At 56.0% G+C, this 22,292-nt stretch carries 25 protein-coding genes and 1 pseudogene; all 26 read left to right on the forward strand.

What is annotated here, in order from left to right; translation table 11 throughout:
* The 26 genes and pseudogenes from fliG (at position 1) to ETC02_RS01100 (ending at position 22,269) form a co-directional block, all read left to right on the forward strand.
* Positions 1–1,020 (forward strand): flagellar motor switch protein FliG, encoded by a 1,020-nt coding sequence (fliG, locus tag ETC02_RS00975; protein WP_033008145.1) that lies wholly within the window; start codon positions 1–3, stop codon positions 1,018–1,020.
* A complete protein-coding gene (fliH, locus tag ETC02_RS00980; protein WP_044741304.1) occupies positions 1,004–1,783 on the forward strand; it encodes a flagellar assembly protein FliH in 780 nt (259 codons plus the stop codon). Before fliG ends, fliH begins: the two co-directional genes overlap by 17 nt.
* Positions 1,761–3,071, forward strand: a complete 1,311-nt coding sequence (gene fliI, locus ETC02_RS00985) for a flagellar protein export ATPase FliI (RefSeq protein WP_171697970.1) — start codon at positions 1,761–1,763, stop codon at positions 3,069–3,071. Before fliH ends, fliI begins: the two co-directional genes overlap by 23 nt.
* A 42-nt stretch (positions 3,072–3,113) precedes the next feature.
* Positions 3,114–3,560, forward strand: a complete 447-nt coding sequence (gene fliJ / locus ETC02_RS00990) for a flagellar export protein FliJ (protein ID WP_011230723.1) — start codon at positions 3,114–3,116, stop codon at positions 3,558–3,560.
* Positions 3,561–4,172: a MotE family protein gene (locus tag ETC02_RS00995; RefSeq protein WP_033008137.1), complete on the forward strand. Its 612-nt coding sequence runs from the start codon at positions 3,561–3,563 to the stop codon at positions 4,170–4,172.
* The gene (locus tag ETC02_RS01000) at positions 4,169–5,359 is read left to right on the forward strand and encodes a flagellar hook-length control protein FliK (RefSeq protein WP_063211205.1); all 1,191 of its coding nucleotides are present in this window, start codon (positions 4,169–4,171) and stop codon (positions 5,357–5,359) included. The genes ETC02_RS00995 and ETC02_RS01000 overlap by 4 nt, the downstream gene beginning before the upstream one ends.
* A gap of 17 nt (positions 5,360–5,376) precedes the next feature.
* A complete protein-coding gene (flgD, locus tag ETC02_RS01005; protein ID WP_011230726.1) occupies positions 5,377–5,805 on the forward strand; it encodes a flagellar hook assembly protein FlgD in 429 nt (142 codons plus the stop codon).
* 17 nt (positions 5,806–5,822) lie between these two features.
* On the forward strand, positions 5,823–6,683 hold the full coding sequence (flgG, locus tag ETC02_RS01010; RefSeq protein WP_063211207.1) for a flagellar basal body rod protein FlgG: 861 nt from the start codon (positions 5,823–5,825) through the stop codon (positions 6,681–6,683).
* 50 nt (positions 6,684–6,733) lie between these two features.
* On the forward strand, positions 6,734–6,958 hold the full coding sequence (locus tag ETC02_RS01015) for a flagellar FlbD family protein (protein ID WP_047819264.1): 225 nt from the start codon (positions 6,734–6,736) through the stop codon (positions 6,956–6,958).
* Positions 6,945–7,373: a flagellar basal body-associated protein FliL gene (gene fliL, locus ETC02_RS01020; RefSeq protein ID WP_011230729.1), complete on the forward strand. Its 429-nt coding sequence runs from the start codon at positions 6,945–6,947 to the stop codon at positions 7,371–7,373. The genes ETC02_RS01015 and fliL overlap by 14 nt, the downstream gene beginning before the upstream one ends.
* 28 nt (positions 7,374–7,401) lie before the next feature.
* Positions 7,402–8,406 (forward strand): flagellar motor switch protein FliM, encoded by a 1,005-nt coding sequence (gene fliM / locus ETC02_RS01025; RefSeq protein WP_063211209.1) that lies wholly within the window; start codon positions 7,402–7,404, stop codon positions 8,404–8,406.
* On the forward strand, positions 8,396–9,562 hold the full coding sequence (fliY, locus tag ETC02_RS01030) for a flagellar motor switch phosphatase FliY (protein WP_063211211.1): 1,167 nt from the start codon (positions 8,396–8,398) through the stop codon (positions 9,560–9,562). Before fliM ends, fliY begins: the two co-directional genes overlap by 11 nt.
* Positions 9,563–9,587: 25 nt before the next feature.
* Positions 9,588–9,947, forward strand: coding sequence for a response regulator (locus ETC02_RS01035; RefSeq protein ID WP_033008120.1), 360 nt, complete (start codon positions 9,588–9,590; stop codon positions 9,945–9,947).
* Positions 9,948–9,971: 24 nt separating this feature from the next.
* Positions 9,972–10,628, forward strand: coding sequence for a flagella biosynthesis regulatory protein FliZ (gene fliZ, locus ETC02_RS01040; RefSeq protein WP_047818139.1), 657 nt, complete (start codon positions 9,972–9,974; stop codon positions 10,626–10,628).
* Positions 10,621–11,289: a flagellar type III secretion system pore protein FliP gene (gene fliP, locus ETC02_RS01045; RefSeq protein ID WP_033008117.1), complete on the forward strand. Its 669-nt coding sequence runs from the start codon at positions 10,621–10,623 to the stop codon at positions 11,287–11,289. The genes fliZ and fliP overlap by 8 nt, the downstream gene beginning before the upstream one ends.
* A 15-nt stretch (positions 11,290–11,304) precedes the next feature.
* On the forward strand, positions 11,305–11,574 hold the full coding sequence (gene fliQ / locus ETC02_RS01050; protein ID WP_033008116.1) for a flagellar biosynthesis protein FliQ: 270 nt from the start codon (positions 11,305–11,307) through the stop codon (positions 11,572–11,574).
* Positions 11,575–11,580: 6 nt separating this feature from the next.
* Positions 11,581–12,355 (forward strand): annotated as a pseudogene (gene fliR, locus ETC02_RS01055) (flagellar biosynthetic protein FliR).
* A gap of 1 nt (position 12,356) precedes the next feature.
* Positions 12,357–13,439 (forward strand): flagellar biosynthesis protein FlhB, encoded by a 1,083-nt coding sequence (gene flhB, locus ETC02_RS01060; protein ID WP_063211215.1) that lies wholly within the window; start codon positions 12,357–12,359, stop codon positions 13,437–13,439.
* A gap of 18 nt (positions 13,440–13,457) precedes the next feature.
* Positions 13,458–15,503: a flagellar biosynthesis protein FlhA gene (flhA, locus tag ETC02_RS01065; RefSeq protein WP_044741293.1), complete on the forward strand. Its 2,046-nt coding sequence runs from the start codon at positions 13,458–13,460 to the stop codon at positions 15,501–15,503.
* Positions 15,500–16,612: a flagellar biosynthesis GTPase FlhF gene (gene flhF / locus ETC02_RS01070; protein WP_033015974.1), complete on the forward strand. Its 1,113-nt coding sequence runs from the start codon at positions 15,500–15,502 to the stop codon at positions 16,610–16,612. Before flhA ends, flhF begins: the two co-directional genes overlap by 4 nt.
* The gene (locus ETC02_RS01075) at positions 16,606–17,478 is read left to right on the forward strand and encodes a MinD/ParA family protein (RefSeq protein WP_049624605.1); all 873 of its coding nucleotides are present in this window, start codon (positions 16,606–16,608) and stop codon (positions 17,476–17,478) included. The genes flhF and ETC02_RS01075 overlap by 7 nt, the downstream gene beginning before the upstream one ends.
* Before the next feature lie 9 nt (positions 17,479–17,487).
* Complete coding sequence (locus ETC02_RS01080; RefSeq protein ID WP_063211217.1) at positions 17,488–18,534, forward strand: protein-glutamate methylesterase/protein-glutamine glutaminase; 1,047 nt, start codon at positions 17,488–17,490, stop codon at positions 18,532–18,534.
* A gap of 11 nt (positions 18,535–18,545) precedes the next feature.
* Complete coding sequence (locus ETC02_RS01085) at positions 18,546–20,576, forward strand: chemotaxis protein CheA (protein ID WP_063211219.1); 2,031 nt, start codon at positions 18,546–18,548, stop codon at positions 20,574–20,576.
* A gap of 108 nt (positions 20,577–20,684) precedes the next feature.
* Entirely contained in the window at positions 20,685–21,119 is a 435-nt protein-coding gene (locus ETC02_RS01090; protein ID WP_063211248.1) for a chemotaxis protein CheW, read from the forward strand.
* Between the two features lie 23 nt (positions 21,120–21,142).
* On the forward strand, positions 21,143–21,775 hold the full coding sequence (locus ETC02_RS01095; RefSeq protein WP_055358418.1) for a chemotaxis protein CheC: 633 nt from the start codon (positions 21,143–21,145) through the stop codon (positions 21,773–21,775).
* Positions 21,772–22,269, forward strand: a complete 498-nt coding sequence (locus ETC02_RS01100; RefSeq protein ID WP_033016882.1) for a chemotaxis protein CheD — start codon at positions 21,772–21,774, stop codon at positions 22,267–22,269. The genes ETC02_RS01095 and ETC02_RS01100 overlap by 4 nt, the downstream gene beginning before the upstream one ends.
* Positions 22,270–22,292 lie beyond the last annotated feature (23 nt).

Raw genomic sequence — 22,292 nt, forward strand, 5'->3', positions numbered from 1 at the left:
ATGGCAAAACGCGATCGGAAAGGCGGGCTGACGGGCAGGCAAAAGGCAGCCATTTTGCTCATTTCCCTCGGCCCGGACGTATCGGCCTCCATCTATAAACATTTATCCGAAGAAGACATTGAAAAGCTGACGCTCGAAATTTCCAACGTCCGCCAAGTGGCGGCCGAGCAAAAAGAGGAAGTGCTTGAGGAATTCCGGCAGCTCGCTTTGGCGCAGGATTACATCGCCCAAGGCGGCATCGCCTACGCGAAAGAAGTGTTGGAAAAAGCGCTCGGCCCGGACAAGGCGATGAACATTATCAACCGTCTGACATCAGCGCTTATGGTGCGGCCGTTTGATTTCGCCCGCAAAGCCGACCCGATGCAGCTGTTAAACTTTATTCAGCATGAGCATCCGCAAACGATCGCTCTCATTCTTTCGTATTTAGACCCGGCGCAGGCGGGGCAGATTTTATCAGCGCTGCCGCAAGAGATGCAGGCCGATGTGGCCAGGCGCATCGCGCTTATGGACAGCACGTCGCCGGAGATCATTAGCGAAGTCGAGCAAATTTTGGAGCGGCGGCTGTCGGCGACAGTGATGCAAGATTACACGCAAGCCGGCGGCATTGAGGCGGTCGTCGAAGTGCTGAACCAAGTCGACCGAAGCACGGAGCGGACGATTTTAGAGGCTTTGGAAATTCAAGACCCCGAGCTTGCGGAAGAAATTAAAAAGCGGATGTTTGTGTTTGAAGACATCGTTACGCTCGACAATCGCGCCATTCAACGCGTCATCCGCGAAGTGGATAACAATGACCTTATGCTGGCGCTTAAGGTGGCGAGCGATGAAGTGAAAGAAATTGTCTTCCGCAACATGTCAACAAGAATGGCCGAGACGTTCAAAGAAGAAATGGAATATATGGGCCCGGTCCGGCTGCGTGATGTGGAAGAAGCGCAATCGCGCATTGTCGCCATTATCCGCCGTCTCGAGGAAGCCGGGGAAATCGTCATCGCCCGCGGGGGAGGAGATGATATTATTGTCTAGCGTCATTAAAGCGCCGGCATTGGCCGGGCGCGCCGGCAAAAAGACGATCGCCGTGCAGCGCTGCATGTTCGATGTTCCGCCTTCGAACGAGGATCGGCAAAAGGAAATCGAGGCGATTTCCGCCGCCAAAGAAGAGGCGGCCGCGCTTCGCCGCCAAGCCGAGCAATATTGCGAGACGGTGCGCGAACAGCTGGCCCGTGAACGGGAGCAATGGGAGCGCGAGAAAGACCGGCTTAGGCAGGAAGCGCGCGCCCAAGGGTACGAAGACGGCTACGCCGCCGGGCGCGAGGCGGCGCTTCGCGAACACCGCGAATGGATCGACCAAGCCCGCCGCTTGGCGGAGCGGATGAATCACGAATTTTATGCGAAGGCCGAGGCGGCGGATGAGATGATGCTCGAAGTGGCGCTGAAAGCGGCGGAACGCATCATCGGCGCCACGCTCGAGCGAGACCGGAGCGCGTTTTTGCCGCTTGTGCGCCAAGTGCTGCAGGAAGTGCGGCGGCAAACGGAAGTGGCCGTTTATGTGCATCCGCACGGCTACGAAATAGTGGCAGAGCAAAAGGAGCTGTTGAAATCTCTGTTTCCGCATCGCGTTGATCTATTCATCTACCCGGACGATGCGCTTCCTGAATATGGATGTGTCGTGGAGACGCCGTTTGGGCGCATCGAGGCGAGCGTCGATGTACAGCTTGAGCGGCTGCGCGAGGCGCTCTACCGGCGATTGAAGGAGGGAGCGTTTTCTGAACTGGCAGGCGCTTCTTGATGAAATAGACGCTATCGACTTGTATAAACGGTTTGGCAAAGTGTCGCGCGTCATCGGCTTGATGATGGAATCGAAAGGACCGAAAAGCTCGATTGGCGATCTTTGTTACATCCATGAACAGAGCGGATGCCGGAAAATTCCCGCCGAAGTCGTCGGCTTTCATGAACAGCACGTCTTGCTTATGCCGTTTTCCGCGACGACCCATATCGCTCCCGGCTGCCTTGTCGAAGCGACCGGCCGGCCGCTTGAAGTGCACGTCGGCGATGCGCTCATTGGCATGGTTCTTGATCCGCTCGGCCAACCGCTTGACGGGAGCCCGTTGCCGCCCGGGCTGAAGCCTGTGTCGGTCGACCGCGATCCGCCCAATCCGCTCACCCGGCCGCCGATCGCCGAGCCGCTTGAAGTCGGCGTGCGCGTCATCGACAGTCTGCTGGCGGTCGGGAAAGGGCAACGGGTCGGCATTTTTGCCGGTTCCGGCGTCGGCAAGAGCACGCTCATGGGAATGATCGCCCGCCGCACATCGGCTGACGTGAACGTTATCGCCTTAATCGGCGAGCGGGGGCGCGAAGTGCGCGAATTTTTAGAGCGCGATCTTGGGCCGGAAGGGTTGGCCCGTTCCGTCGTCGTTGTCGCCACCTCGGACCAGCCGGCGCTGATGCGCGTCAAAGGGGCGTACACCGCGACAGCGATCGCCGAATATTTCCGCGACCAAGGGGCGGATGTCATGCTCATGATGGACTCGGTCACCCGCGTCGCGATGGCGCAACGGGAGATTGGCCTTGCCGTCGGTGAGCCGCCGACGACGAAAGGCTATACGCCATCGGTCTTCGCCCTCCTGCCAAAGCTGCTTGAACGGGCTGGAACGAACGCTTCCGGCACGATCACCGCGTTTTATACGGTGCTTGTTGACGGCGATGACATGAATGAGCCGATCGCTGATGCGGTGCGCGGCATTTTGGATGGCCATTTTGTGTTGGAACGCCAGCTGGCGAACAAAGGGCATTACCCGGCGATTAACGTGCTCAAAAGCGTCAGCCGCGTCATGCCCCACATGATCAGCGCAGAGCACCGCGGAGCGGCAAACCGGTTCCGCCGCCTTCTGTCCACTTATATCGATTCGGAGGATTTGATTCAAATCGGGGCGTACAAACGGGGGTCGTCCCAAGAAATTGATGAGGCGATCGAATTTTATCCGCAAATGATGGCGTTTTGCCGCCAAAACATCGATGAAAAAACGACGCGCGCCGAAAGCATTGATGCCCTGTTGCGCTTGTTGTCGGTTCGGTGAGAAATCGCGCGCCATTTTCAGACGATGAAAGGGTGAACAAATGTGACGCCGACGTTTCGGCTGCAAAAAGTGCTGGCGATGAAAGAAAAAGAAAAAGAAAAGGCGCTTGGCGAATACGAGGAGGCGGTCCGCCGGTTTGAGCAGGCAGCCGAAACGCTTTACCGCCTGCTCAAGGAAAAAGAAGAATGCGCGGCGGCTCGGGATGAACAGCTTCAAGCCGGCCTGTCCGTTGGAGACATTCGCCTTAGGCTGCAATATATGGCGAATTTAGAGCGGATGATCGACCATTATCAGCTCGTCGTCATGCAGGCGCGCGAGCAGATGCAGCGCCGGCAGCAGCGTTTGATGGAATTGAATATCGAAGTGAAAAAATACGAAAAAATGCGTGAGCGCATTAAGCGGTGGGCCGAGCAGCTTGAGAGGGAAGCGGAACGCCGCCTGCTCGATGAAATGGCGGTTCAACGTTTTGCAAGGCAAGGAGAGGTATAGATGGCGGAGAGCAAAGTTGAACAGGAAGTGCAGGCGAGTTGGTGGCAATGGCTGTTGTTTGTCATTGTCATTCCGAGTGCGTTTGCTGCCTCCTTTCTGTTGTTGATTTTAAACATTGCCGGCGTTGATGTGGCCAAGGCGGCAAAGCAGTGGACAATAAAGGCGCCGTTTGTCTCCGAGTGGATCAACTGGAGCAAAAGGGAGAAAGCTTTGCAAAAAACGATTGAAGCTCAGCAGCAGACAATCAACCAGCAAAAACGAACGATCGCCGACCAACAAAAGCAAATCAAGCAGTTGAAAAACGAATTGGCGGCAAAGGAAAAGGAAATCGCCCAGCTGTCTGCGCCAAGCGGGAAAACGGACGTTCAGGCTGAGCCTGTTGACGAGCCGGCCTTGACGGAAGAAGATGTCGTCGGCATGTATGACGCCATGTCGGAAAAACAGGCGGCGGCTATTTTAGCGGAACTGCCTGAGAGCGAAGCGCTCCGTGTACTGAGCCAGATTGACGGCGACAAAGCGGCAGCCATTTTGGAACAAATGCCGGCTGGGCAGGCGGCGAAACTGTTGGCATCGTTAAGCAAAAGGGCGATGGGGAAGGAGGCGGCCGAATGAAAGTAACGATCACAGCAAACGCGCCGCTATCGGCAGGCGCTATGGCGGTGAAAAAAGAGGCGGAAAACGCAAACGTGTTTGCGGCGTTGCTTGCTGATAAGCAACAAGAGTTATTGCCCGCTGGGGCAGAGACTAGCTTGTTTCAAGAGGAGTCGAACAAAAACAAAGAGCCAGATTGGCAAAATGGCGGAATGGAAACGGGCGCAGCCGGACAACCATCTTCAGCGGAAAAGAAGCCGGCGCAAATCGAATCATTGTGGCTTGCCCCTTCCATCGTGGCTGCTTGGGCTGTTGCTCCAATTTCGGCAGCTGCAGGCGCGCCGCTTTTGGCGGCGGATCAGCAGGCGGAAGGGAAAACGAGTGATCATTGGGCATTTCCGTTTGTCGGTGCGATGAATGGTGAAGAAACGATTGCCGCTCAGCCGGCGGCTGATGAAGCGGGATTTGAACGTGCGTTCATAACCGACGGACGGAAAAGTGGTCATATCGATGCTGAATCTTTTTCGCCTTCCAGCGGAAAAACAGGGATGTTTCCACCGCTCCTGAGCGACGGCGACCAGCGTCCATTCCATGAGCAGGGGGGCAACAGGCCGGTTGTCGCGCTGCCTAACGGAGCTTCTTCCGTCCGTCCGGCTGGCGAAAAAGACATTTCGCTGCCAAAAAGGGGGGACAAGGGGCATGGCGGCGAGGCCGCTCCTTCATTCACCACTCCCCCTGCGCTTTTATCACCCTCCTCTTCATCTGTCGGGCTGATCGGCGAGATGCCGGCGTCAGCTGGCGGAAGCGTCGCTGATCAAGTCGCCCACGCGCTAAGGTCGGCGCGGTGGATGAAGTTGCCAAACGGTGTCATGCAGCTTGTCATCCGTCTGCATCCGGAACATCTCGGGACGGTGACGGTGAAAATGACAGAGGAAGGTGGAAAGCTCGCCGCCAAGCTGCTCGTGGCGAACGACGCGGTGAAAGAGTTGCTCTACGCTCATTTGCCGCAGCTTGCTCAGCAGCTTGATGCGAGTTCCATCACGGTCGAAAAATGGACCGTTTGGTCGGATTATGACCGCTCCGCGATGCCGCCGTATTCCGGGAACCGCCAAGGAGGACAGCAGCAGGGCGAATCGCGGCAAAAACAAAAGCGGGAGCCATCATCTTCCTTCCCGTTTGCGCTAGACGGGATCGAAGCTGACGCATAAGGGGGAAAAGAACGAGGATGACAACGAATGCGATTGATGGAAGCTTATGGCTGGCAAACGCGGTTCAGCCGGAACGGAAAACGGGTAATCAAATTTTAGGAAAAGACGACTTTCTCAAAATTTTGCTCGCTCAGCTAGAAAACCAAGACCCGCTCAATCCGATGGAAGATAAAGACTTTATCGCGCAAATGGCGAGCTTCTCTTCGCTTGAGCAAATGATGAACATCGCCAATTTGATGCAGCAATGGATGCAAGCGTCAAGCCGTGATGCACTTTTGCGCTACAGCGAATGGATCGGCAAAACGGTGCACTGGCAAGACGGCGAGACGATGATGAGCGCCGTCGTTCAATCGGTCATGCAAAAAGACGGCCAAGTGACTCTTGGGCTTGATAACGGGACAACGATTGCCGCGGATGCGGTCGTGAAAGTCGAACAAAAAGGATAAAAGGGGAGAGAGAACCGATGCTTCGTTCCATGTATTCCGGAATCGGCGCCATGCGCAACTTTCAAACGAAGTTGGATGTCATCGGCAACAACATTGCCAATGTCAATACGTACGGGTTTAAAAAAGGACGAACGATTTTCAAAGATTTGATGAGCCAGACGATTTCTGGAGCAAGCGGGCCCAATGCCGGCCGCGGCGGGACGAATCCAAAGCAGGTCGGACTCGGTTCGCAGCTGGCGGCGATCGACACCGTCCATACGCAAGGAAGCTTGCAAACGACCGGGCGCGTGCTCGACTTGGCGATTTCGGGGGATGGATTCTTTATTCTCGGCGAGTTGAATAATGGAAATCTTATAAATCCGTTGTTTACGAGAGCAGGAAATTTTTATTTAGATAAAGAGGGATATATTGTCAATACCGATGGCTTATATTTAGTTGGTGAAGGATATGAGAACGGGGCATTTACGGGAAAACGGGCTCGAATTCAAATTCCAACTAATGCGAAAAGCGTCAGCATCGGCGCTGATGGGGTTGTGAACTATGTAGATGCGGTTGGAAACTTGCAAGTGGCAGGGAGAATTCGACTGGCCAAGTTCCCCAACAATGATGGTTTAGAAAAAGTAGGAGGAAATTTATTTAGAGAAACAGCCAACTCAGGCACAATCATCAATCCAAATAATCAAAACGAATGGATTGCCTACTCGCCTCAAGAAAGCGGAGCGGGCTCAATCGTCTCCGGCGCGCTTGAGATGTCCAACGTCGACCTTGCTGAGGAATTCACGGAGATGATCGTCGCCCAGCGCGGCTTCCAGGCGAATACGCGCATCATTACGACATCGGATGAAATTTTGCAAGAGCTTGTCAACTTGAAAAAGTAGAATAGGAGGTAGGGCGTCAGCTGTTGTTGGACGCTGATGCCCGCTTGCCGATGATTCCGCTGACGAAGCTCAACGGCAAACGGTTTGTGCTCAATGCGTTTTACATCGAACAAATCGAGGCATTTCCCGACACGACCGTGACGCTGACGAACGGAAAAAAATTCGTCGTGCGCGAGACGGTCGAACAAGTCGCGGCGTTGGCGAGCGAATTTTACCGGCAAATTGGCGCGTTTCGCTTGCCGGAAGCAGGAGGATTGGACCGTGAAAGGGAATAAAGCAATCAAAACGATGATCATTGTGCTGGCGGTCATCGCTTTGGCTGGAACGGCGGCGCTTGTCGCGGTGATGAAGATGGGGCATGCGGAAAAACAAGGGGCGCCAAGCGCTGACGAACTGGCGGAACGATCGATCGACATTCCGGAAATGACCACCAATTTAGCAGACGGACGTTATATTAAAATCTCATTTAAAATTGAAACAGACAGCGATCAAGGAAAAGAAGAGGCGGAGAAACGCGATTTTCAGATGAAAGACGTGATCATCGAGCAACTTTCGCAGATGAAAGCGGCCGACTTTAAAGGAAAAGAAGGGCTGACGGCGCTGAAAGAGAGGCTGAAGCGCGAGATCAACGGATTGATGCAAGAAGGGAGAGTGGAGAACGTCTACATTACCTCTTTTATCCTCCAGTAGCCCTGTCATTGGAAGGGGGGAAGATGAAATGACGGCCGGGGAAGTATTGTCGCAAAGCGAAATTGACGCGTTGCTCGCGGCGCTTTCTGCAGGGGAGATGAGCGCGGAGGAGCTGAAAAAAGAGGAGGAAGGCCGACGCGTCAAAACGTATGATTTTCGGCGGGCGCTTCGGTTTTCCAAAGACCAGATCCGCAGTTTGACGCGCATTCATGAAAACTTCGCCCGCCTGTTGACCACGTTTTTTTCCGCCCAGCTGCGCACGTATGTGCAAATCTCGGTCGCGTCGGCCGACCAGATTCCGTACGAAGAGTTCGTCCGCTCGATTCCAAAAATGACGATCATTAACGTCTTTGAAGTGCCGCCGCTCGACGGGCATGTGCTGCTGGAAATCAATCCGAATATCGCCTATGCCATGCTCGATCGGGTGATGGGCGGCCGCGGCGCCGGCATGGACAAAGTGGAGCACCTCACGGAAATTGAGACACGCATCATGTCCAACTTGTTCGACAAGGCGTTTGCCTATTGGCGCGATGCGTGGGAGTCGGTGGCGGAAATGGATCCGCTGTTTGTCGACTTTGAGGTCAACCCGCAGTTTTTGCGCATGATCGCGCCGAACGATACGGTCGTTGTCATTTCGCTCAACACGCAAATCGGCGAGGCGCGCGGCATGATGAACGTTTGCATTCCGCACGTCGTTTTGGAGCCGATTATGCCGCGGCTGTCGGTGCATTACTGGATGCAGGCGCAAAAAAAAGAGCGTTCCCCCGAGGAAGCGGGACGAATTGAGCAAGGCATCCGCGCGGCTCAACTGCCGATTGTCGCCGAACTTGGCACAGCGGCTGTTACCGTCGGCGAATTTTTGCAGCTCGAGGTCGGAGATGTCATCCAGCTCGGGCAGTCGATCCATGATCCGCTTGTCATCAAAATCGGCCATATTCCGAAATTTATCGGTCAACCGGGGAAACGGAACAAAAAGCTGGCGGTGCAAATTTTAGCGATGATCGAGGGGGACGAAGCAGGACATGATGAATGACGGAATGTTGTCGCAAGATGAAATCGATGCTCTGTTGCGCGGAATGGACAGCCGTGACCGCGCACCGGCGCTTCACGATATTTTCACCCCGCTCGAGCAGGACGCTCTAGGGGAGATTGGCAATATTTCCTTTGGCAGCTCAGCGACGGCGCTGTCCATGTTATTGAACCAAAAAGTCGAGATTACGACACCGAACGTCTCGGTGATCGAGCGGACGCGCGTCGCGGATGAGTTCCCGCAGCCGTATGTCGCCATTCAAGTCAATTACACGGAAGGGCTTCTCGGGACCAACTTGCTGGTCATTGAGCAGCGGGACGCCGCCATTATCGCCGATTTGATGCTTGGCGGCGACGGAACGGCGCCCGACAGCGCGCTTGGGGAAATTCAGCTGAGCGCCGTGCAGGAAGCCATGAACCAAATGATGGGGTCAGCGGCGACGTCGATGTCGACTGTTTTTGGCAAGCGGGTCGACATTTCCCCGCCGACGATCCATCTTCTTGATTTGAGCGAAGGAAAAGGTCTGGAATATTTGCCGGATGAAGACTTTTTGATTAAAGTGTCGTTCCGGCTGAAAATCGGCACGTTAATTGATTCGAACATCATGCAGCTGCTGCCCGTTGATTTTGCCAAAGAACTGGTCACCTATTTGCTTGGTGCGGCGGCAGGGGAGGAGGAAAACCGGCCTGAGCTGCCGGCCGGGGCGCCGCTGTCCGTGGAGCCGGAGCCGCAGCCCGCCTACGCCTATGCGGAGGCCGGCGCTCCTTCTTCCCCGGCGGCGAACCGTTTCCCGGAGGCGCCGGCTGAGCGCCTGGATGAAGGCAAAAGCGCAGCTGGACGGCATATTCAAGCAGCTGATTTTGCTGAGTTTGACGCCCCACCGCTTGCCGCGGCGGAGGCGCGCAATTTGGAGCTGCTGTTTGATGTGCCGCTGCAAGTGACGGTTGAACTGGGACGGACGAAACGCTCGGTGCAAGAGATTTTGCAATTGTCCACCGGGTCGATCATCGAACTTGATAAGCTGGCCGGCGAGCCGGTCGACGTTTTTGTCAACAATAAGCTGATCGCCAAAGGCGAGGTGGTCGTGATCGATGAAAACTTCGGCGTGCGCATCACCGACATTGTCAGCCAAAGCGATCGGTTAAAACGGCTAAAATAATGTGCATGGCAGGAGGTAGGGGGATATGGCAAGAGTGCTTGTTGTCGACGATGCTGCGTTTATGCGGATGATGATTAAAGACATTTTGACGAAGAATGGGCATGAGGTCGTCGCTGAAGCGGCGGACGGGAGACAGGCGGTCGAAAAATACAAGGAGACGCGCCCCGACATTGTGACGATGGATATTACGATGCCGGAGATGGATGGGATTACGGCGCTTAAAGAAATAAAAAAAATCGATAGCAACGCCAAAGTGATCATGTGTTCGGCGATGGGGCAGCAGGCGATGGTCATTGACGCCATTCAAGCCGGGGCGAAAGATTTCGTTGTCAAGCCGTTCCAGGCGGACCGCGTCATTGAAGCGATTAACAAAACGATCGGCTAGGCGATTAGAGGTGAGGGGATGTTGATGGCCATACGGCGATGGGCAGCGGGATTGCTGGCGGCAGCCATCTTGTTTGGGGCGCCGCCGGCGTCGGCTGCCCAAAGCCCGACGGTCGCCGATTGCCTGCAGCATCCGGATGCGTGCGGGCCGTCAGCGCCGGCCGGGCAACAGACAAAACCGACAGCGAATCAACCGGCTGATGCGGTGTCTGCTTCCGATGTGCTCCGGCTCATCGGGGCGACCGCCTTTGTCCTCGTTCTTCTTTACGCTCTGTTAAAATGGCTTTCCCGCCGCCATTCGCCTGTTTTCGGGTCAAAGGGTCTCATTGAGAATCTCGGTGGAACGAGCGTCGGGGCAAACCGCTCTGTTCAGCTCATCAAAGTCGGCAACCGGCTGCTCGTCATCGGCGTTGGCGATTCGATCCAGCTGCTGCGGGAAATCAGCAATGAAGACGAAATAAACGAACTGCTGGCGCAGCATAATGAGCGGCTCGAACGGATGGCCAGCTTCCACCCGTTTGGGTCCCGCCTTCGTGAATATTGGACAGCGAAAGCGAAACGGGGAAGCGGTCCGGCTCCGTCCTTTTCCTCACTGTTTGCCGAGGAAATGAGCCGAATGGCCGACAGGCGGAATGAGTGGCTGAAGCGGTTGAAAGAGAAAGGAACGGCTGGCGATGAATGACTTTGTCCATATGTTTAACTCGATGGCGCCCGAGCATGTCTCGACATCGGTGAAACTGCTTTTGCTTCTTACCATTTTGTCGGTTGCTCCCGGCATTTTGATCATGATGACGTGTTTTACGCGCATCGTCATCGTTTTGTCGTTCGTGCGCACGTCGCTTGGCACGCAGCAAATGCCGCCCAACCAAGTGTTGATCGGGCTGGCGCTGTTTTTGACGTTTTTCATCATGGCGCCAACATGGAAAGAGATTCATGATCAGGCGCTTGAGCCGCTGTTTGCCGAAAAAATTGATTTGGATGAGGCGTACGAACGCGCCGCTGTTCCGCTCAAGCAGTTTATGAGCCAACATACGAGACAGCAAGATTTGGCCTTGTTTTTATCATACAGCGGCGCCGGGCAGCCGAAAACGGTCAACGACATTCCGCTTACCGCGCTCGTCCCGGCGTTTGCGATCAGCGAGCTGAAAACCGCGTTTCAAATGGGCTTTATGATTTTCATCCCGTTTTTGGTCATCGATATGATCGTTGCCAGCGTCTTGATGTCGATGGGAATGATGATGCTGCCGCCGGTGATGATTTCGCTGCCGTTTAAAATTTTGCTATTTGTTCTTGTCGACGGCTGGCATTTGGTCGTCAAATCGTTGCTGCAAAGCTTTCAATAAAGATGGGTGGCGTTTATGAGTGCCGATTTTATCATCCGCCTTGCCGAACAAGGCGTCTACATCGTGTTGATCGTTTGCGGCCCGTTGCTGCTGCTGTCGCTTGTTGTCGGGCTCGTTGTCAGCATTTTTCAGGCTGCGACCCAAATTCAAGAGCAGACGCTCGCGTTTGTCCCGAAAATCGTTGCTGTCCTGCTCGGGCTCGTCTTGTTCGGGCCGTGGATGCTCTCGAAAATGGTGTCGTACGCCCATGACATTTTCGCGAATTTGGCTTCATTTATAGGCTGATCTATGATGGAACAACTATGGACGTATTTTCCCGCGTTTTTGCTCATCTTCGCCCGCACCGCTTCGTTTTTTGCGGCCATGCCGCTCTTTTCGTACCGGACGGTGCCGGCTTCGTACAAGATTGGAATGGCGTTTTTTTTTCAGCTGGCTTATGTTTTTGGCAGGGCCGAAGCCGTCGCTTCCATTGGATGATGTGTATGTATTGCTCGTCGTCAAAGAGGCGCTCGTCGGGCTGGCGCTCGGCTTGATCGCGGCCATCGTCATGGCGGCTGTGCAAGTCGCCGGCGGCTTGATCGATTTTCAAATCGGGTTTGCCATCGCCAACGTCATCGATCCGCAAACCGGGGTGCAAAGCCCGTTGCTCGGGCAGTATCTTCACTCGCTGGCGCTTTTGCTGCTGCTTATGCTTGACGGGCATCATTTGCTGCTTGACGGCTTGTTTTACAGCTATCACTGGCTGCCGCTTGACCGGTGGCCGCACATTGCCGACGGGCGGGCGGCTGAGTATGCGGTGCGCACGTTCGCGGCGATGTTTGCCGCCGCTGTGCAAATGGCTGCCCCGCTTGTCGGATCGCTCTTTTTGGTCGATGTGGCGCTCGGCCTCATCGCCCGCGCCGTGCCGCAAATGAATATTTTTGCTGTCGGGTTTTCGCTCAAGACAGCGGCTGCGTTTTTCATGTTGTTTGCGGCGATCGGGGGAATGTTGACCGCGGCGCGCGAACTGTTTCAACTTATGTTTGTGTCGCTGCGCGAGTTTATGCAGCTGTTGGGAGGCGCGTAACGTGGGCGAACGGCGGCTTGATTTGCAGTTTTTCGCCGGGGAAAAGACGGAAAAGGCGACGCCGCGCAAACGGCAAGAAGTGCGGGAAAAAGGCCAGGTCGCCAAAAGCAGCGATGCGGTGGCCGCCATCGTATTGCTCGCGCTGTTTCTCGTTTTGTCGCTGGCGGGAGCGTATGAGCGGGACGGACTGCTGCGCATGCTCGCGCGTGCGCTTTCCGATTATGCCGCCGCTCCGCTGACGATTGATTCGCTTCATGCCATCTTTCTCGACTGGCTTCGCCATGCGGCGCTTCTGTTAGCTCCATTTTTTGCCGCCGCCGTATTAGCGGCTGGGCTGGCCAACTTTTTGCAAGTCGGTGTCTTGTTTACCGCAGAGCCGCTCAAAATCGACGGAAACCGCCTCAACCCGGTGCAAGGAATAAAACGGCTTTTTTCGCTGCGCGCCATTGTCGAGCTGTTAAAATCTGTGTTAAAAGCTGGAATCATCGGTGCGGTCGTGTTTATGCTCTTGCTCGGGGGATGGGACGAGCTCACCGCGCTTGCGGCCAGGCCGCCGGCCGCCATGCTTGCCATTGTCGGCGCGCTGACGGTGAAAATGGGGCTGTATGCTGCGGCCGCGCTCTTGTTTTTGGCGTTGTTTGACTATTTGTACCAGCGGTTTGAGTTTGAACGAAACATCCGCATGTCGAAGCAAGACATTAAAGATGAATTCAAAAAGACGGAAGGCGACCCGCTCATTAAATCGCGCATTAAGCAAAGACAGCGGGAGATGGCGATGAGGCGGATGATGCAGGAGGTGCCGAATGCCGATGTTGTCATCACCAATCCCACCCATTATGCGGTAGCGCTGAAGTATGAAGATGGAAAAATGGAGGCGCCGGTTGTCGTGGCGAAAGGGGCTGACTATGTGGCGTTGAAAATAAAGGAAATTGCCAAGGCGAACGGCGTCGTGACGGTTGAAAATCGTCCGTTGGCGCAGGCGCTTTACCGGCAGACGGACGTCGGCGACATGATTCCAGAGACGTTTTTTAAGGCAGTGGCGGAAATTTTGGCGTACGTCTACCGGCTCAAACGAAAAGGGTAACAGCAAGGGGAGAAAACCATGCAAGCGCAGCTCAAAGATTTATCCGTGTTAATTATGGTTGTGCTCATCGTCGCCATGCTCGTCATTCCATTGCCGACATGGCTGCTGAGCGTTTTGATCATCATCAACATTTCCCTCGCCTTGCTCGTTTTGCTGACGGCGATGAACACGAAAGAGCCGCTTCAGTTTTCCGTTTTTCCGTCATTGCTGTTAGTGCTGACGTTGTTCCGGCTCGGGTTGAATGTCTCGACAACCCGTTCGATCTTAAGCAAGGGGGAAGCGGGCGGCGTCGTTGAGACGTTTGGGACGTTCGTCGTCGGTGGCGATGTCGTCGTCGGGTTTGTCGTGTTTTTGATTTTGGTCATTATTCAGTTCATTGTGATCACAAAAGGGGCGGAGCGTGTCTCGGAAGTGGCGGCCCGCTTTACGCTCGATGCGATGCCGGGCAAACAGATGAGCATTGACGCTGATTTGAACGCCGGCATGATCTCGGAGCAGGAAGCGCGCGAGCGGCGGGAAAAAATCGCCCAAGAGGCCGATTTTTACGGTGCGATGGACGGAGCGAGCAAATTTGTAAAAGGCGACGCCATCGCCGGCATTATTATCGTGATCATCAATATGCTGTTTGGCATGGTGATCGGCGTTGTTGAGCAAGGAATGGACATGGCGGAGGCGGCGAAGCGCTATACGTTGTTGACGGTCGGTGACGGAATCGTCAGCCAGATTCCGGCGCTGTTGATTTCGACCGCGACCGGCATCATCGTCACGCGTGCGGCGTCTGACAGCAATTTAAGCGGCGACATTATGCGTCAGTTATTTGCGTTTCCGAAAATGTTGTACGTCACGGCGGGAACGATTTTCCTGCTCGGCTTGTTTACCCCGATCAACGATGCGTTGACAATGTCGATCGCCGGGCTGCTGGCATTTGGCGGCTACCGATTTGTCGAGCAGCAAAAACAGGGGGAAGCGGCTGCCGTCCAGCCGGATGAAGAAATAGCGGCGGCTGACGAATTAAAAAGTCCGGAGAGCGTGATTCAACTATTGCATGTTGACCCGATCGAGTTCGAGTTCGGTTACGCGCTTATTCCGCTTGCGGATGCCGCCCAAGGCGGCGACCTGCTTGACCGGATCGTTATGATCCGCCGTCAGCTCGCGCTTGAGCTCGGCATCGTCGTTCCGGTTGTGCGCATCCGCGACAACATCCAGCTTCAGCCGAACGAATACCGAGTGAAAATTAAAGGCGAAGAGGTGGCGCGCGGCGAGCTGCTGCTTGACCATTATTTGGCGATGAGCCCCGGGATTGATGACGGATCGGTCGAAGGGATTGACACGGTTGAACCGGCGTTTGGCCTGCCGGCGAAGTGGATCTCCGAGGCGGCCAAAGACCGCGCGGAAATGCTCGGCTATACGGTGGTCGATCCGCCGTCGGTCGTTTCGACGCATTTGACGGAAGTGCTCAAGGCCCACGCCCATGAACTGCTTGGGCGCCAAGAAACGAAACAGTTGATCGATCATTTGAAAGAGTCGCACCCCGTGCTGGTTGAGGATGTCACACCGAATCCGCTGCCGGTCGGGGATGTCCAAAAAGTGCTTGCCAAGCTGCTGAAAGAGAACGTGTCGATCCGCAATTTGCCGCTTATCTTTGAGGCGCTTGCCGACTTTGCCCGCCTGACCGCCGACACCGACTTGTTGACGGAATACGTCCGCCAGGCGCTGGCGCGGCAAATCACGAAGCAGTACGCCGTGCCGGGCGAACCGCTGCGTGTCATTACGCTTTCGGGCAAGGCGGAAAAAACGATTGCCGATGCGGTGCAGCAAACGGAGCACGGACGCTATTTGGCGCTTGATCCGGCGCGGGCGCAGGCGCTTGTCGAGGCGGTGGCGGCGGCGCTCGACCGCCACCCGTTCGCCGGCCAAACGCCGATCTTGCTCTGTTCTCCGGCGGTGCGCATGTATGTCCGGCAGCTGACGGAGCGCCATTTTCCGTCAATCCCGGTGCTGTCGTACAACGAGCTCGAAGCTGACGTCGAAGTTCAAAGCGTGGGGATGGTGGAAATCGAATGAAAGTGAAAAAATTTGTCGCCCCGTCGATGAACGAAGCGATGAAAATGGTCCGAGCCGAGCTCGGCCGCGATGCCGTCATTTTGCACTCGAAGGAGATTCAAACGGGCGGACTGTTCGGCTTGTTTGCCAAAAAGAAGATTGAGGTGCTGGCCGGCATCGATCCCGATCCACTGCCGCGCCGCGCGTCAGAGGCGAAGGCCCCCGCTTCTTCACGGCCGGCGGGGCGGGAGGAAGCGGACGGTTTGTTGGCCGCCGAGCTTCGGGAAGTGAAAGCGCTCGTCCGTCAAATGGCCGGCCGGACGTCGTCGTTGTTGTACCCGCCGCCGCTTATGGATGCGGAGCGGCGGCTGCTTCAGCAAGGCCTCGCCGATGGCTACATCCGCCAAGTGATGGACCGCCTGCTTGAGCGATGGTATGCGGACAAAAAAGAGAGATCCGCTGCTGCAGTTGCCGGCTGGGCGAAAGAAGCGGTGCGCGATCTTCTTTCGCCGCTCCCGTTCGCTGAAACGGCAGGAACGAAAAAATATCGCCTGCTGCTTGGCCCGACCGGAGTTGGAAAAACGACGACGCTTGCCAAAATGGCGGGGCGCGCGGTGCTTGAACATGAAAAAAAAGTCGGATTTATCACGACCGATACGTACCGGATCGCCGCGATCGACCAGTTGAAGACATATGCGCACATTTTGCAGGCTCCGCTCGAGGTGTGCTACAACGCCGATGACTTTCGGGCGGCTAAGCAGCGCCTGGCCGATTGCGACGTTGTGTTCATTGATACGGCCGGCCGCAATTTCCGCAACCCGCACTATGTTGCCGAGCTCCAGCAAACGATCGAATTTGACAGCGAGACGGAAACGTTTCTCGTGTTCGCCGCCACCGGAAAATACAATGATATGAAAGCCATTTATGATCGCTTTTCCGTCCTCCCGATTGACCGGCTGATCGTGACGAAGCTTGATGAGACCGATACGTACGGCGCGGTCGTCAATTTTCTGCTCGAGAGCCGGGTTGGCGTTGCCTATTTAACGAATGGGCAAAACGTGCCGGACGATATGGTGGAAGCGTCAGCCGACCGGTTTGTCCATCTGTTGTTTGGAGCGGATCGATGGTGAGAGACCAGGCGGAACGGCTTCGCCGCGCGTTAAGCCGTCCACGGCGTCCGGCTTCGCCGCGGACGATCGCGGTGGCGAGCGGAAAAGGCGGAGTCGGCAAATCGAACCTTTCGCTCAATCTTTCCGTATCGCTCTCTGAACTCGGGTTTCGCGTCCTGTTGCTCGATATGGACGTCGGCATGGGCAATATCGACATTTTGCTCGGTCAATCGTCGCCGCTTACATTGGCGGATTGGTTTTCCACTCGGCTGCCCCTTTCGGACATCGTCAAAAGCGGGCCGGGGCAACTATCATATATCGCCGGGGGGACGGGCGTTGCGCAATGGCGGACGTTGGATATGGCGGGCATCGACTATTTTTTGGCTGAACTGCAGGCCATTGCCTCGCGCTATGATTATCTCATTTTTGATATGGGGGCGGGGGCATCGGAAGAGCGTCTTTATTTTTTAAAGTCGGTCGACGATGTGTTCATCGTCACGACGCCGGAACCGACTGCGGTGACGGACGCCTATGCCATGATGAAATACATGCATGCCGCCGGCAGCGAAGCGCCGTTTTCGATCATTGTCAACCGCACGAGCTGCGGGCAAGAAGGGTATGGCGTCTTTCAGCGGCTGAAAGATGCGGCGGCGCGCTTTTTAAACAAACCGATTGCCCTGCTCGGCATTGTGCCGGAAGACCGGGTTGTCGCCCGCGCGGTCGTCAGCCAGATGCCGTTTGTCCTGCTTGACCCGAAGGCGAAGGCGAGCCAGGCCGTCCGCCAAATGGCTTGGCGCTATGCGATGGGCAGAGAGGGCGAGCCGGCGCCGCCGGGTCAAATCCCCCGCTTTTTTGCGATGCTGCGCCAATTTTTGCTAGAAAGGTAGAGACGGAACATGAAGACGATCAAGGTGCTTGTCGTCGATGACTCGGCGTTTATGCGCAAATGGATCAGCGACTTTTTGTCCGAGCACCCACGCCTCGAAGTCGTCGGGACGGCTCGCAATGGCCAAGAGGCGCTCGACAAAATCGCCCTCTTGCGCCCGGATGTCGTCACGCTTGATGTCGAAATGCCGGTTATGAATGGGCTCGAAACGTTGCGGCGCATCATGCACAAGCAGCCGTTGCCGGTCGTCATGGTGTCGAGCACGACGAGGGAAGGGGCGGAAAACACGATCACCGCCATGCAATACGGGGCGGTGGATTTTGTCGCCAAGCCGTCTGGCCCGATTTCGCTTGATTTATACAAAGTAAAAGATGAGCTGATCCGCAAAGTGCTGCACGCAAGCGAGGCGAATGTAAGGGCGCTCGCCGCCCACCGCCCGGCGCTTGCCGCCCGGCGCCCGCCGGCCCAAACGGCGCGCAGCCAAAAAACGGTCGTCGCCATCGGCACGTCGACAGGCGGTCCGCGCGCCTTGGAAACGGTGTTGACGCAGCTGCCTCCTGATTTTGCCGCTCCGGTCGTCATCGTTCAGCATATGCCGAAAGGGTTTACGAAATCGCTTGCCGACCGGCTCAACGCACTGGCGGCGATCACGATCAAAGAGGCGGAAGACGGGGAACTGTTGCGAAATGGCACCGCCTATATCGCCCCGGGCGGCGTCCATCTTGCCGTCGATGAGGAAAACGGCATGTTAAAAGCACGTTTCGACGAATCGCCGCCGCGAGCGGGCCATCGCCCGGCTGTTGACGTATTGTTCGAGTCGCTTGCGGCCATTCGCTGCTGCCGGAAAGTGGCGGTGATCATGACCGGGATGGGAAGCGACGGAACAGCGGGGGTGAAAAAGCTGAAGGAAAGCGGGAACACAAAAGCGATCGCGGAAGCGCGCGAGACAGCCGTTATCTTTGGGATGCCAAGAGCGGCGATCGAGGCTGGCGTCGTTGATGTCATCGTTCCGCTTGACAGCATGGCCGCTGCCATCGTCCAATTGATCGGGGAGTGAGGGGAAACGGCATGGACATGAGCCAATATTTGGATTTATTTATTGATGAAAGCAAAGAGCATTTGCAGGCGATCAACGAGCGGCTGTTGGAACTTGAAAAAACTCCGGAGGACATGTCTGTGGTGAATGATATTTTCCGTTCGGCCCATACGTTGAAAGGCATGTCCGCCACGATGGGGTTTGAAGATTTAGCCAATTTGACGCACCAAATGGAAAACGTGCTCGATGGCATCCGCAATCGGCGGCTTTCCGTTACCCCGGAATTGCTTGACGTCATTTTTGAGGCCGTCGACCATTTGGAGGCGATGATCAGTTCCATCGCTGCAGGCGGCGACGGAACGCGCGATGTAAGGAGAACAGTCGAACAGCTGAAACGAATCGAGCAAGGGGAGATGCCGAATAAGCAGGCAGCAAGAGAAGAACCGCCCCTTGAACATGCGTATGGGGAATTTGAATACCATGTGCTCGAGCAGGCGAAGGAGCAGGGATTTTCCGTCTACGAAATCCGCGTTCGGCTTCGCGATGATTGCTTGTTGAAAGCAGCGCGCGTCTATATGGTGTTTGAACTGCTCAATCAAGAGGGGGAGGTCGTGAAATCAACGCCGCCTGTGGACATGCTTGAGGAGGAGCAGTTTGACCAAGAGTTTCTTGTCACGGTCGTGTCGAAAACGCCGGCGGATGAGCTGCAAAAGCAGCTGATGGGCATTTCCGAAATCGATGAGGTGGCCGTTCGAGTGCTCGATGCCGATGACCTGTCCGTCGAAGGCGAAGATCGTGCCGCCGCGCCCGAATCGCCGATGTCGGACGCCGTCGAGCAAGCCGCAGCGGCGCAAACGGAAGCCGGGGGGGCGCAAACCGAAGCCGAAGCGCCGGAAAAGCAGCCGGCCAAGCATGTGGGCAAAACGATCCGCGTCAATATTGAACGGCTCGATATGCTGATGAACTTATTTGAAGAGCTTGTCGTCGACCGCGGGCGGCTTGAGCAAATTGCCCGCGATGTCGGCCATGCCGAACTGACGGAGACGGTCGAGCGGATGTCGCGCATTTCAAGCGACTTGCAAACGATTATTTTAAACATGCGCATGGTGCCGGTGGAAACGGTGTTTAACCGCTTTCCGCGCATGGTGCGCCAGCTCGCCCGCGAGCTCGGCAAAAAAGTGCGTCTTGATGTGATCGGGGCGGAAACGGAGCTTGACCGGACGGTCATTGATGAAATCGGCGATCCGCTTGTCCATTTGCTCCGCAATGCGCTTGATCATGGCATTGAAGCGCCGGACGTCCGGGCGGCGCGCGGAAAGCCGGAGGAAGGGACGATCCAATTGCGCGCCTACCATAGCGGCAACCATGTCTTTATTGAAATCGAGGATGATGGCGCCGGTATTTCTAGGGAAAAAGTGCTGAAAAAGGCGATCAGCCGCGGCATCGTTTCGCCCGAGGCGGCTGAGCATTTAACCGATGAGCAAGTGTATGAGCTTATTTTTGCTCCCGGGTTTTCCACTGCCGATCATATTTCCGACATTTCCGGGCGCGGCGTCGGCTTGGATGTCGTCAAAAGCACCATCGAGTCGCTCGGCGGCACGGTGGCCGTCGATTCCCGGCCCGGCCAAGGGTCGCTGTTTTCCATTCAGCTGCCGCTCACGTTGTCGATCATTTCGGTGCTGCTTGTGCAAATTGCGGCGGAAACGTATGCCATCCCGCTGTCATCGATTATGGAGACGGCGCTCATTAGGAAAGAAGACGTGTTCTATGTCCATAACCAGCCGGTCATCGATTTCCGCGGCAAAGTTGTGCCGCTCGTCCGGCTGAAGGACGTGTTCGCTGTGCCGGGCGCGTCGGATGACAGCGAGACGGTGCCGGCTGTCATCGTGCGAAAAGGGGAAAAGCTGGCGGCGTTGGCGGTCGACTCGTTTATCGGCCAGCAAGAAGTCGTGTTGAAGTCGCTCGGCAACTATTTATCTTCTGTTTTCGCCATTTCAGGGGCGACGATTTTGGGAGACGGCCGGGTGGCGCTCATTATTGACTGCAACGCGCTTGTCAAATAGAAAGCCGACTGTATGCCGGCGGAGCTGGAAAAAGGCCGCGGGCGGACGCGGCCTTTTCGTTGGCGGCGCCGGGCGAGGAAGCTGAACAGAAAAAGGGGGAAGCGACCGATGAGCATGAGCGTGCAGACGGATTGGAAAGTGATTGCATTTCGCCTGCAAGAGGAAGAATATGCCTTGCCGGTGCAATACGTTCGTTCCATTGAAAAAATGCAGCCGATTACGCGCGTGCCGGGAACGGCTCCTTATGTCAAAGGAGTCATCAACTTGCGCGGGGTCGTCACGCCGATTATCGATTTGCGCGAGCGGTTCGGGTTTGCGCCCGAACCATACGGGGAGCAGACGCGGATGATTATCGCCGCCTTTGGGGATATCGAAGTCGGGTTGATCGTCGATGCGGCCAACGATGTTCTCGATATTCCGGCAGCGAGCATTGAGCCGCCCGAGGCGATCGGCGCCATCGGGGCCGCTTACATTTGCGGAGTGGCGAAAGTCGAGAAGCGTCTCCTCATTTTGCTTGATTTGGCAAGTGTCTTAAGTGAATAAAACGGAGAGAGGGGCGTTTGCGGTTGGACGACATTCGCAACTTAACAGGGACACACATTGATATTTTGCGCGAAATGGGCAACATCGGGGCCGGCAACGCGGCGACCGCTTTGTCCATGCTGCTCAACAAAAAAATCGAAATGGCTGTGCCGCGCGTCCAAATTGCGACATTTGCCGAGATGATGGAGCTGATCGGCGGTCCGGAGCAAGTGGTGGCATGCGTCTATTTGCGTGTCGAAGGCGAAGCGCCGGGAAACATGTTTTTCGTGCTGCCGCCGGACCAGGCCGAGAAGTTTGTCCGCCGAATGACGGGCGATGGCTCGTTTTCGTTCCAAGGCGAAGCCCATGAGCTCGGGCGGTCGGCGCTGCAGGAACTTGGCAACATTTTGGCCGGCTCATACTTGTCGGCGCTCGCCGATTTCACCCGGTTAAACTTGCATCCGTCCGTGCCGGCGCTGGCGATCGATATGATCGGAGCGGTGCTGTCGTTTGGCTTGCTTGAGCTGTCGCGCGTCGGCGATTGCGCCATTTTGATCGATACAGCCATTTACGATGACCGGCGGCCAAACGAGAGCATTAACGGCCATTTCTTCCTTCTTCCTGACCCAGAATCATTTTCCATTATTTTTCGAGCGTTAGGTGTGGAGGGGGGATGAAGACGGCAGAAGCAGTGAAGGTTGGCATTGCCGAAATGGAAGTTGTCGTGGCGCCGAACGTCATCCGCACATGCGGGCTCGGGTCGTGCGTGGGCGTCGTCATTTATGACAGCGGAAAAGCGGTTGCCGGTATGGCGCACGTGATGCTGCCGCATTCATCGATGGCGCGCGGGGGAGTTGTCAATGCCGCCAAATACGCTGATACAGCGGTGGAAGCGCTTTGTAAGCTCGTCCTGGCCGCCGGAGGACGGAAGGGCATGCTCAAAGCGAAGTTGGCCGGAGGGGCGCAAATGTTCTCGTTTTCCGCAGCTGGCGGGGACATGATGCGCATCGGCGCCCGCAACGTTGAGGAAGTGAAAAGGCAGCTTGAACGGCTTCATATCCCGATTGTGGCCGAAGATGTCGGGGGCCATAGCGGCCGCACAATCGAGTTTAACCCGCAGACGGGCGTGCTGGCCATCCGCACGGCGTGCCAGGACATAAAAGAAATATGATGGAACGATATGTGGTTTCCGCG

Source organism: Geobacillus sp. DSP4a (assembly GCF_013096875.1).
Taxonomy (GTDB): domain Bacteria; phylum Bacillota; class Bacilli; order Bacillales; family Anoxybacillaceae; genus Geobacillus; species Geobacillus thermophilus.

What these genes read in the sequence shown, in the direction of transcription:
- fliP (WP_033008117.1), top strand. Translation starts at nt 10,621, where the DNA reads ATGAATGACTTTGTCCATATGTTTAACTCGATGGCGCCCGAGCATGTC.
- fliG (WP_033008145.1), top strand. Translation starts at nt 1, where the DNA reads ATGGCAAAACGCGATCGGAAAGGCGGGCTGACGGGCAGGCAAAAGGCA.
- flgD (WP_011230726.1), top strand. Translation starts at nt 5,377, where the DNA reads ATGACAACGAATGCGATTGATGGAAGCTTATGGCTGGCAAACGCGGTT.
- fliH (WP_044741304.1), top strand. Translation starts at nt 1,004, where the DNA reads ATGATATTATTGTCTAGCGTCATTAAAGCGCCGGCATTGGCCGGGCGC.
- ETC02_RS01080 (WP_063211217.1), top strand. Translation starts at nt 17,488, where the DNA reads ATGAAGACGATCAAGGTGCTTGTCGTCGATGACTCGGCGTTTATGCGC.
- fliY (WP_063211211.1), top strand. Translation starts at nt 8,396, where the DNA reads ATGATGAATGACGGAATGTTGTCGCAAGATGAAATCGATGCTCTGTTG.
- flhA (WP_044741293.1), top strand. Translation starts at nt 13,458, where the DNA reads ATGCAAGCGCAGCTCAAAGATTTATCCGTGTTAATTATGGTTGTGCTC.
- flhF (WP_033015974.1), top strand. Translation starts at nt 15,500, where the DNA reads ATGAAAGTGAAAAAATTTGTCGCCCCGTCGATGAACGAAGCGATGAAA.
- ETC02_RS01090 (WP_063211248.1), top strand. Translation starts at nt 20,685, where the DNA reads ATGAGCATGAGCGTGCAGACGGATTGGAAAGTGATTGCATTTCGCCTG.
- ETC02_RS01015 (WP_047819264.1), top strand. Translation starts at nt 6,734, where the DNA reads ATGATTCCGCTGACGAAGCTCAACGGCAAACGGTTTGTGCTCAATGCG.
- ETC02_RS01085 (WP_063211219.1), top strand. Translation starts at nt 18,546, where the DNA reads ATGGACATGAGCCAATATTTGGATTTATTTATTGATGAAAGCAAAGAG.
- fliM (WP_063211209.1), top strand. Translation starts at nt 7,402, where the DNA reads ATGACGGCCGGGGAAGTATTGTCGCAAAGCGAAATTGACGCGTTGCTC.
- fliQ (WP_033008116.1), top strand. Translation starts at nt 11,305, where the DNA reads ATGAGTGCCGATTTTATCATCCGCCTTGCCGAACAAGGCGTCTACATC.
- fliZ (WP_047818139.1), top strand. Translation starts at nt 9,972, where the DNA reads ATGGCCATACGGCGATGGGCAGCGGGATTGCTGGCGGCAGCCATCTTG.
- flgG (WP_063211207.1), top strand. Translation starts at nt 5,823, where the DNA reads ATGCTTCGTTCCATGTATTCCGGAATCGGCGCCATGCGCAACTTTCAA.
- ETC02_RS01035 (WP_033008120.1), top strand. Translation starts at nt 9,588, where the DNA reads ATGGCAAGAGTGCTTGTTGTCGACGATGCTGCGTTTATGCGGATGATG.
- ETC02_RS01000 (WP_063211205.1), top strand. Translation starts at nt 4,169, where the DNA reads ATGAAAGTAACGATCACAGCAAACGCGCCGCTATCGGCAGGCGCTATG.
- ETC02_RS01075 (WP_049624605.1), top strand. Translation starts at nt 16,606, where the DNA reads ATGGTGAGAGACCAGGCGGAACGGCTTCGCCGCGCGTTAAGCCGTCCA.
- ETC02_RS01100 (WP_033016882.1), top strand. Translation starts at nt 21,772, where the DNA reads ATGAAGACGGCAGAAGCAGTGAAGGTTGGCATTGCCGAAATGGAAGTT.
- ETC02_RS00995 (WP_033008137.1), top strand. Translation starts at nt 3,561, where the DNA reads ATGGCGGAGAGCAAAGTTGAACAGGAAGTGCAGGCGAGTTGGTGGCAA.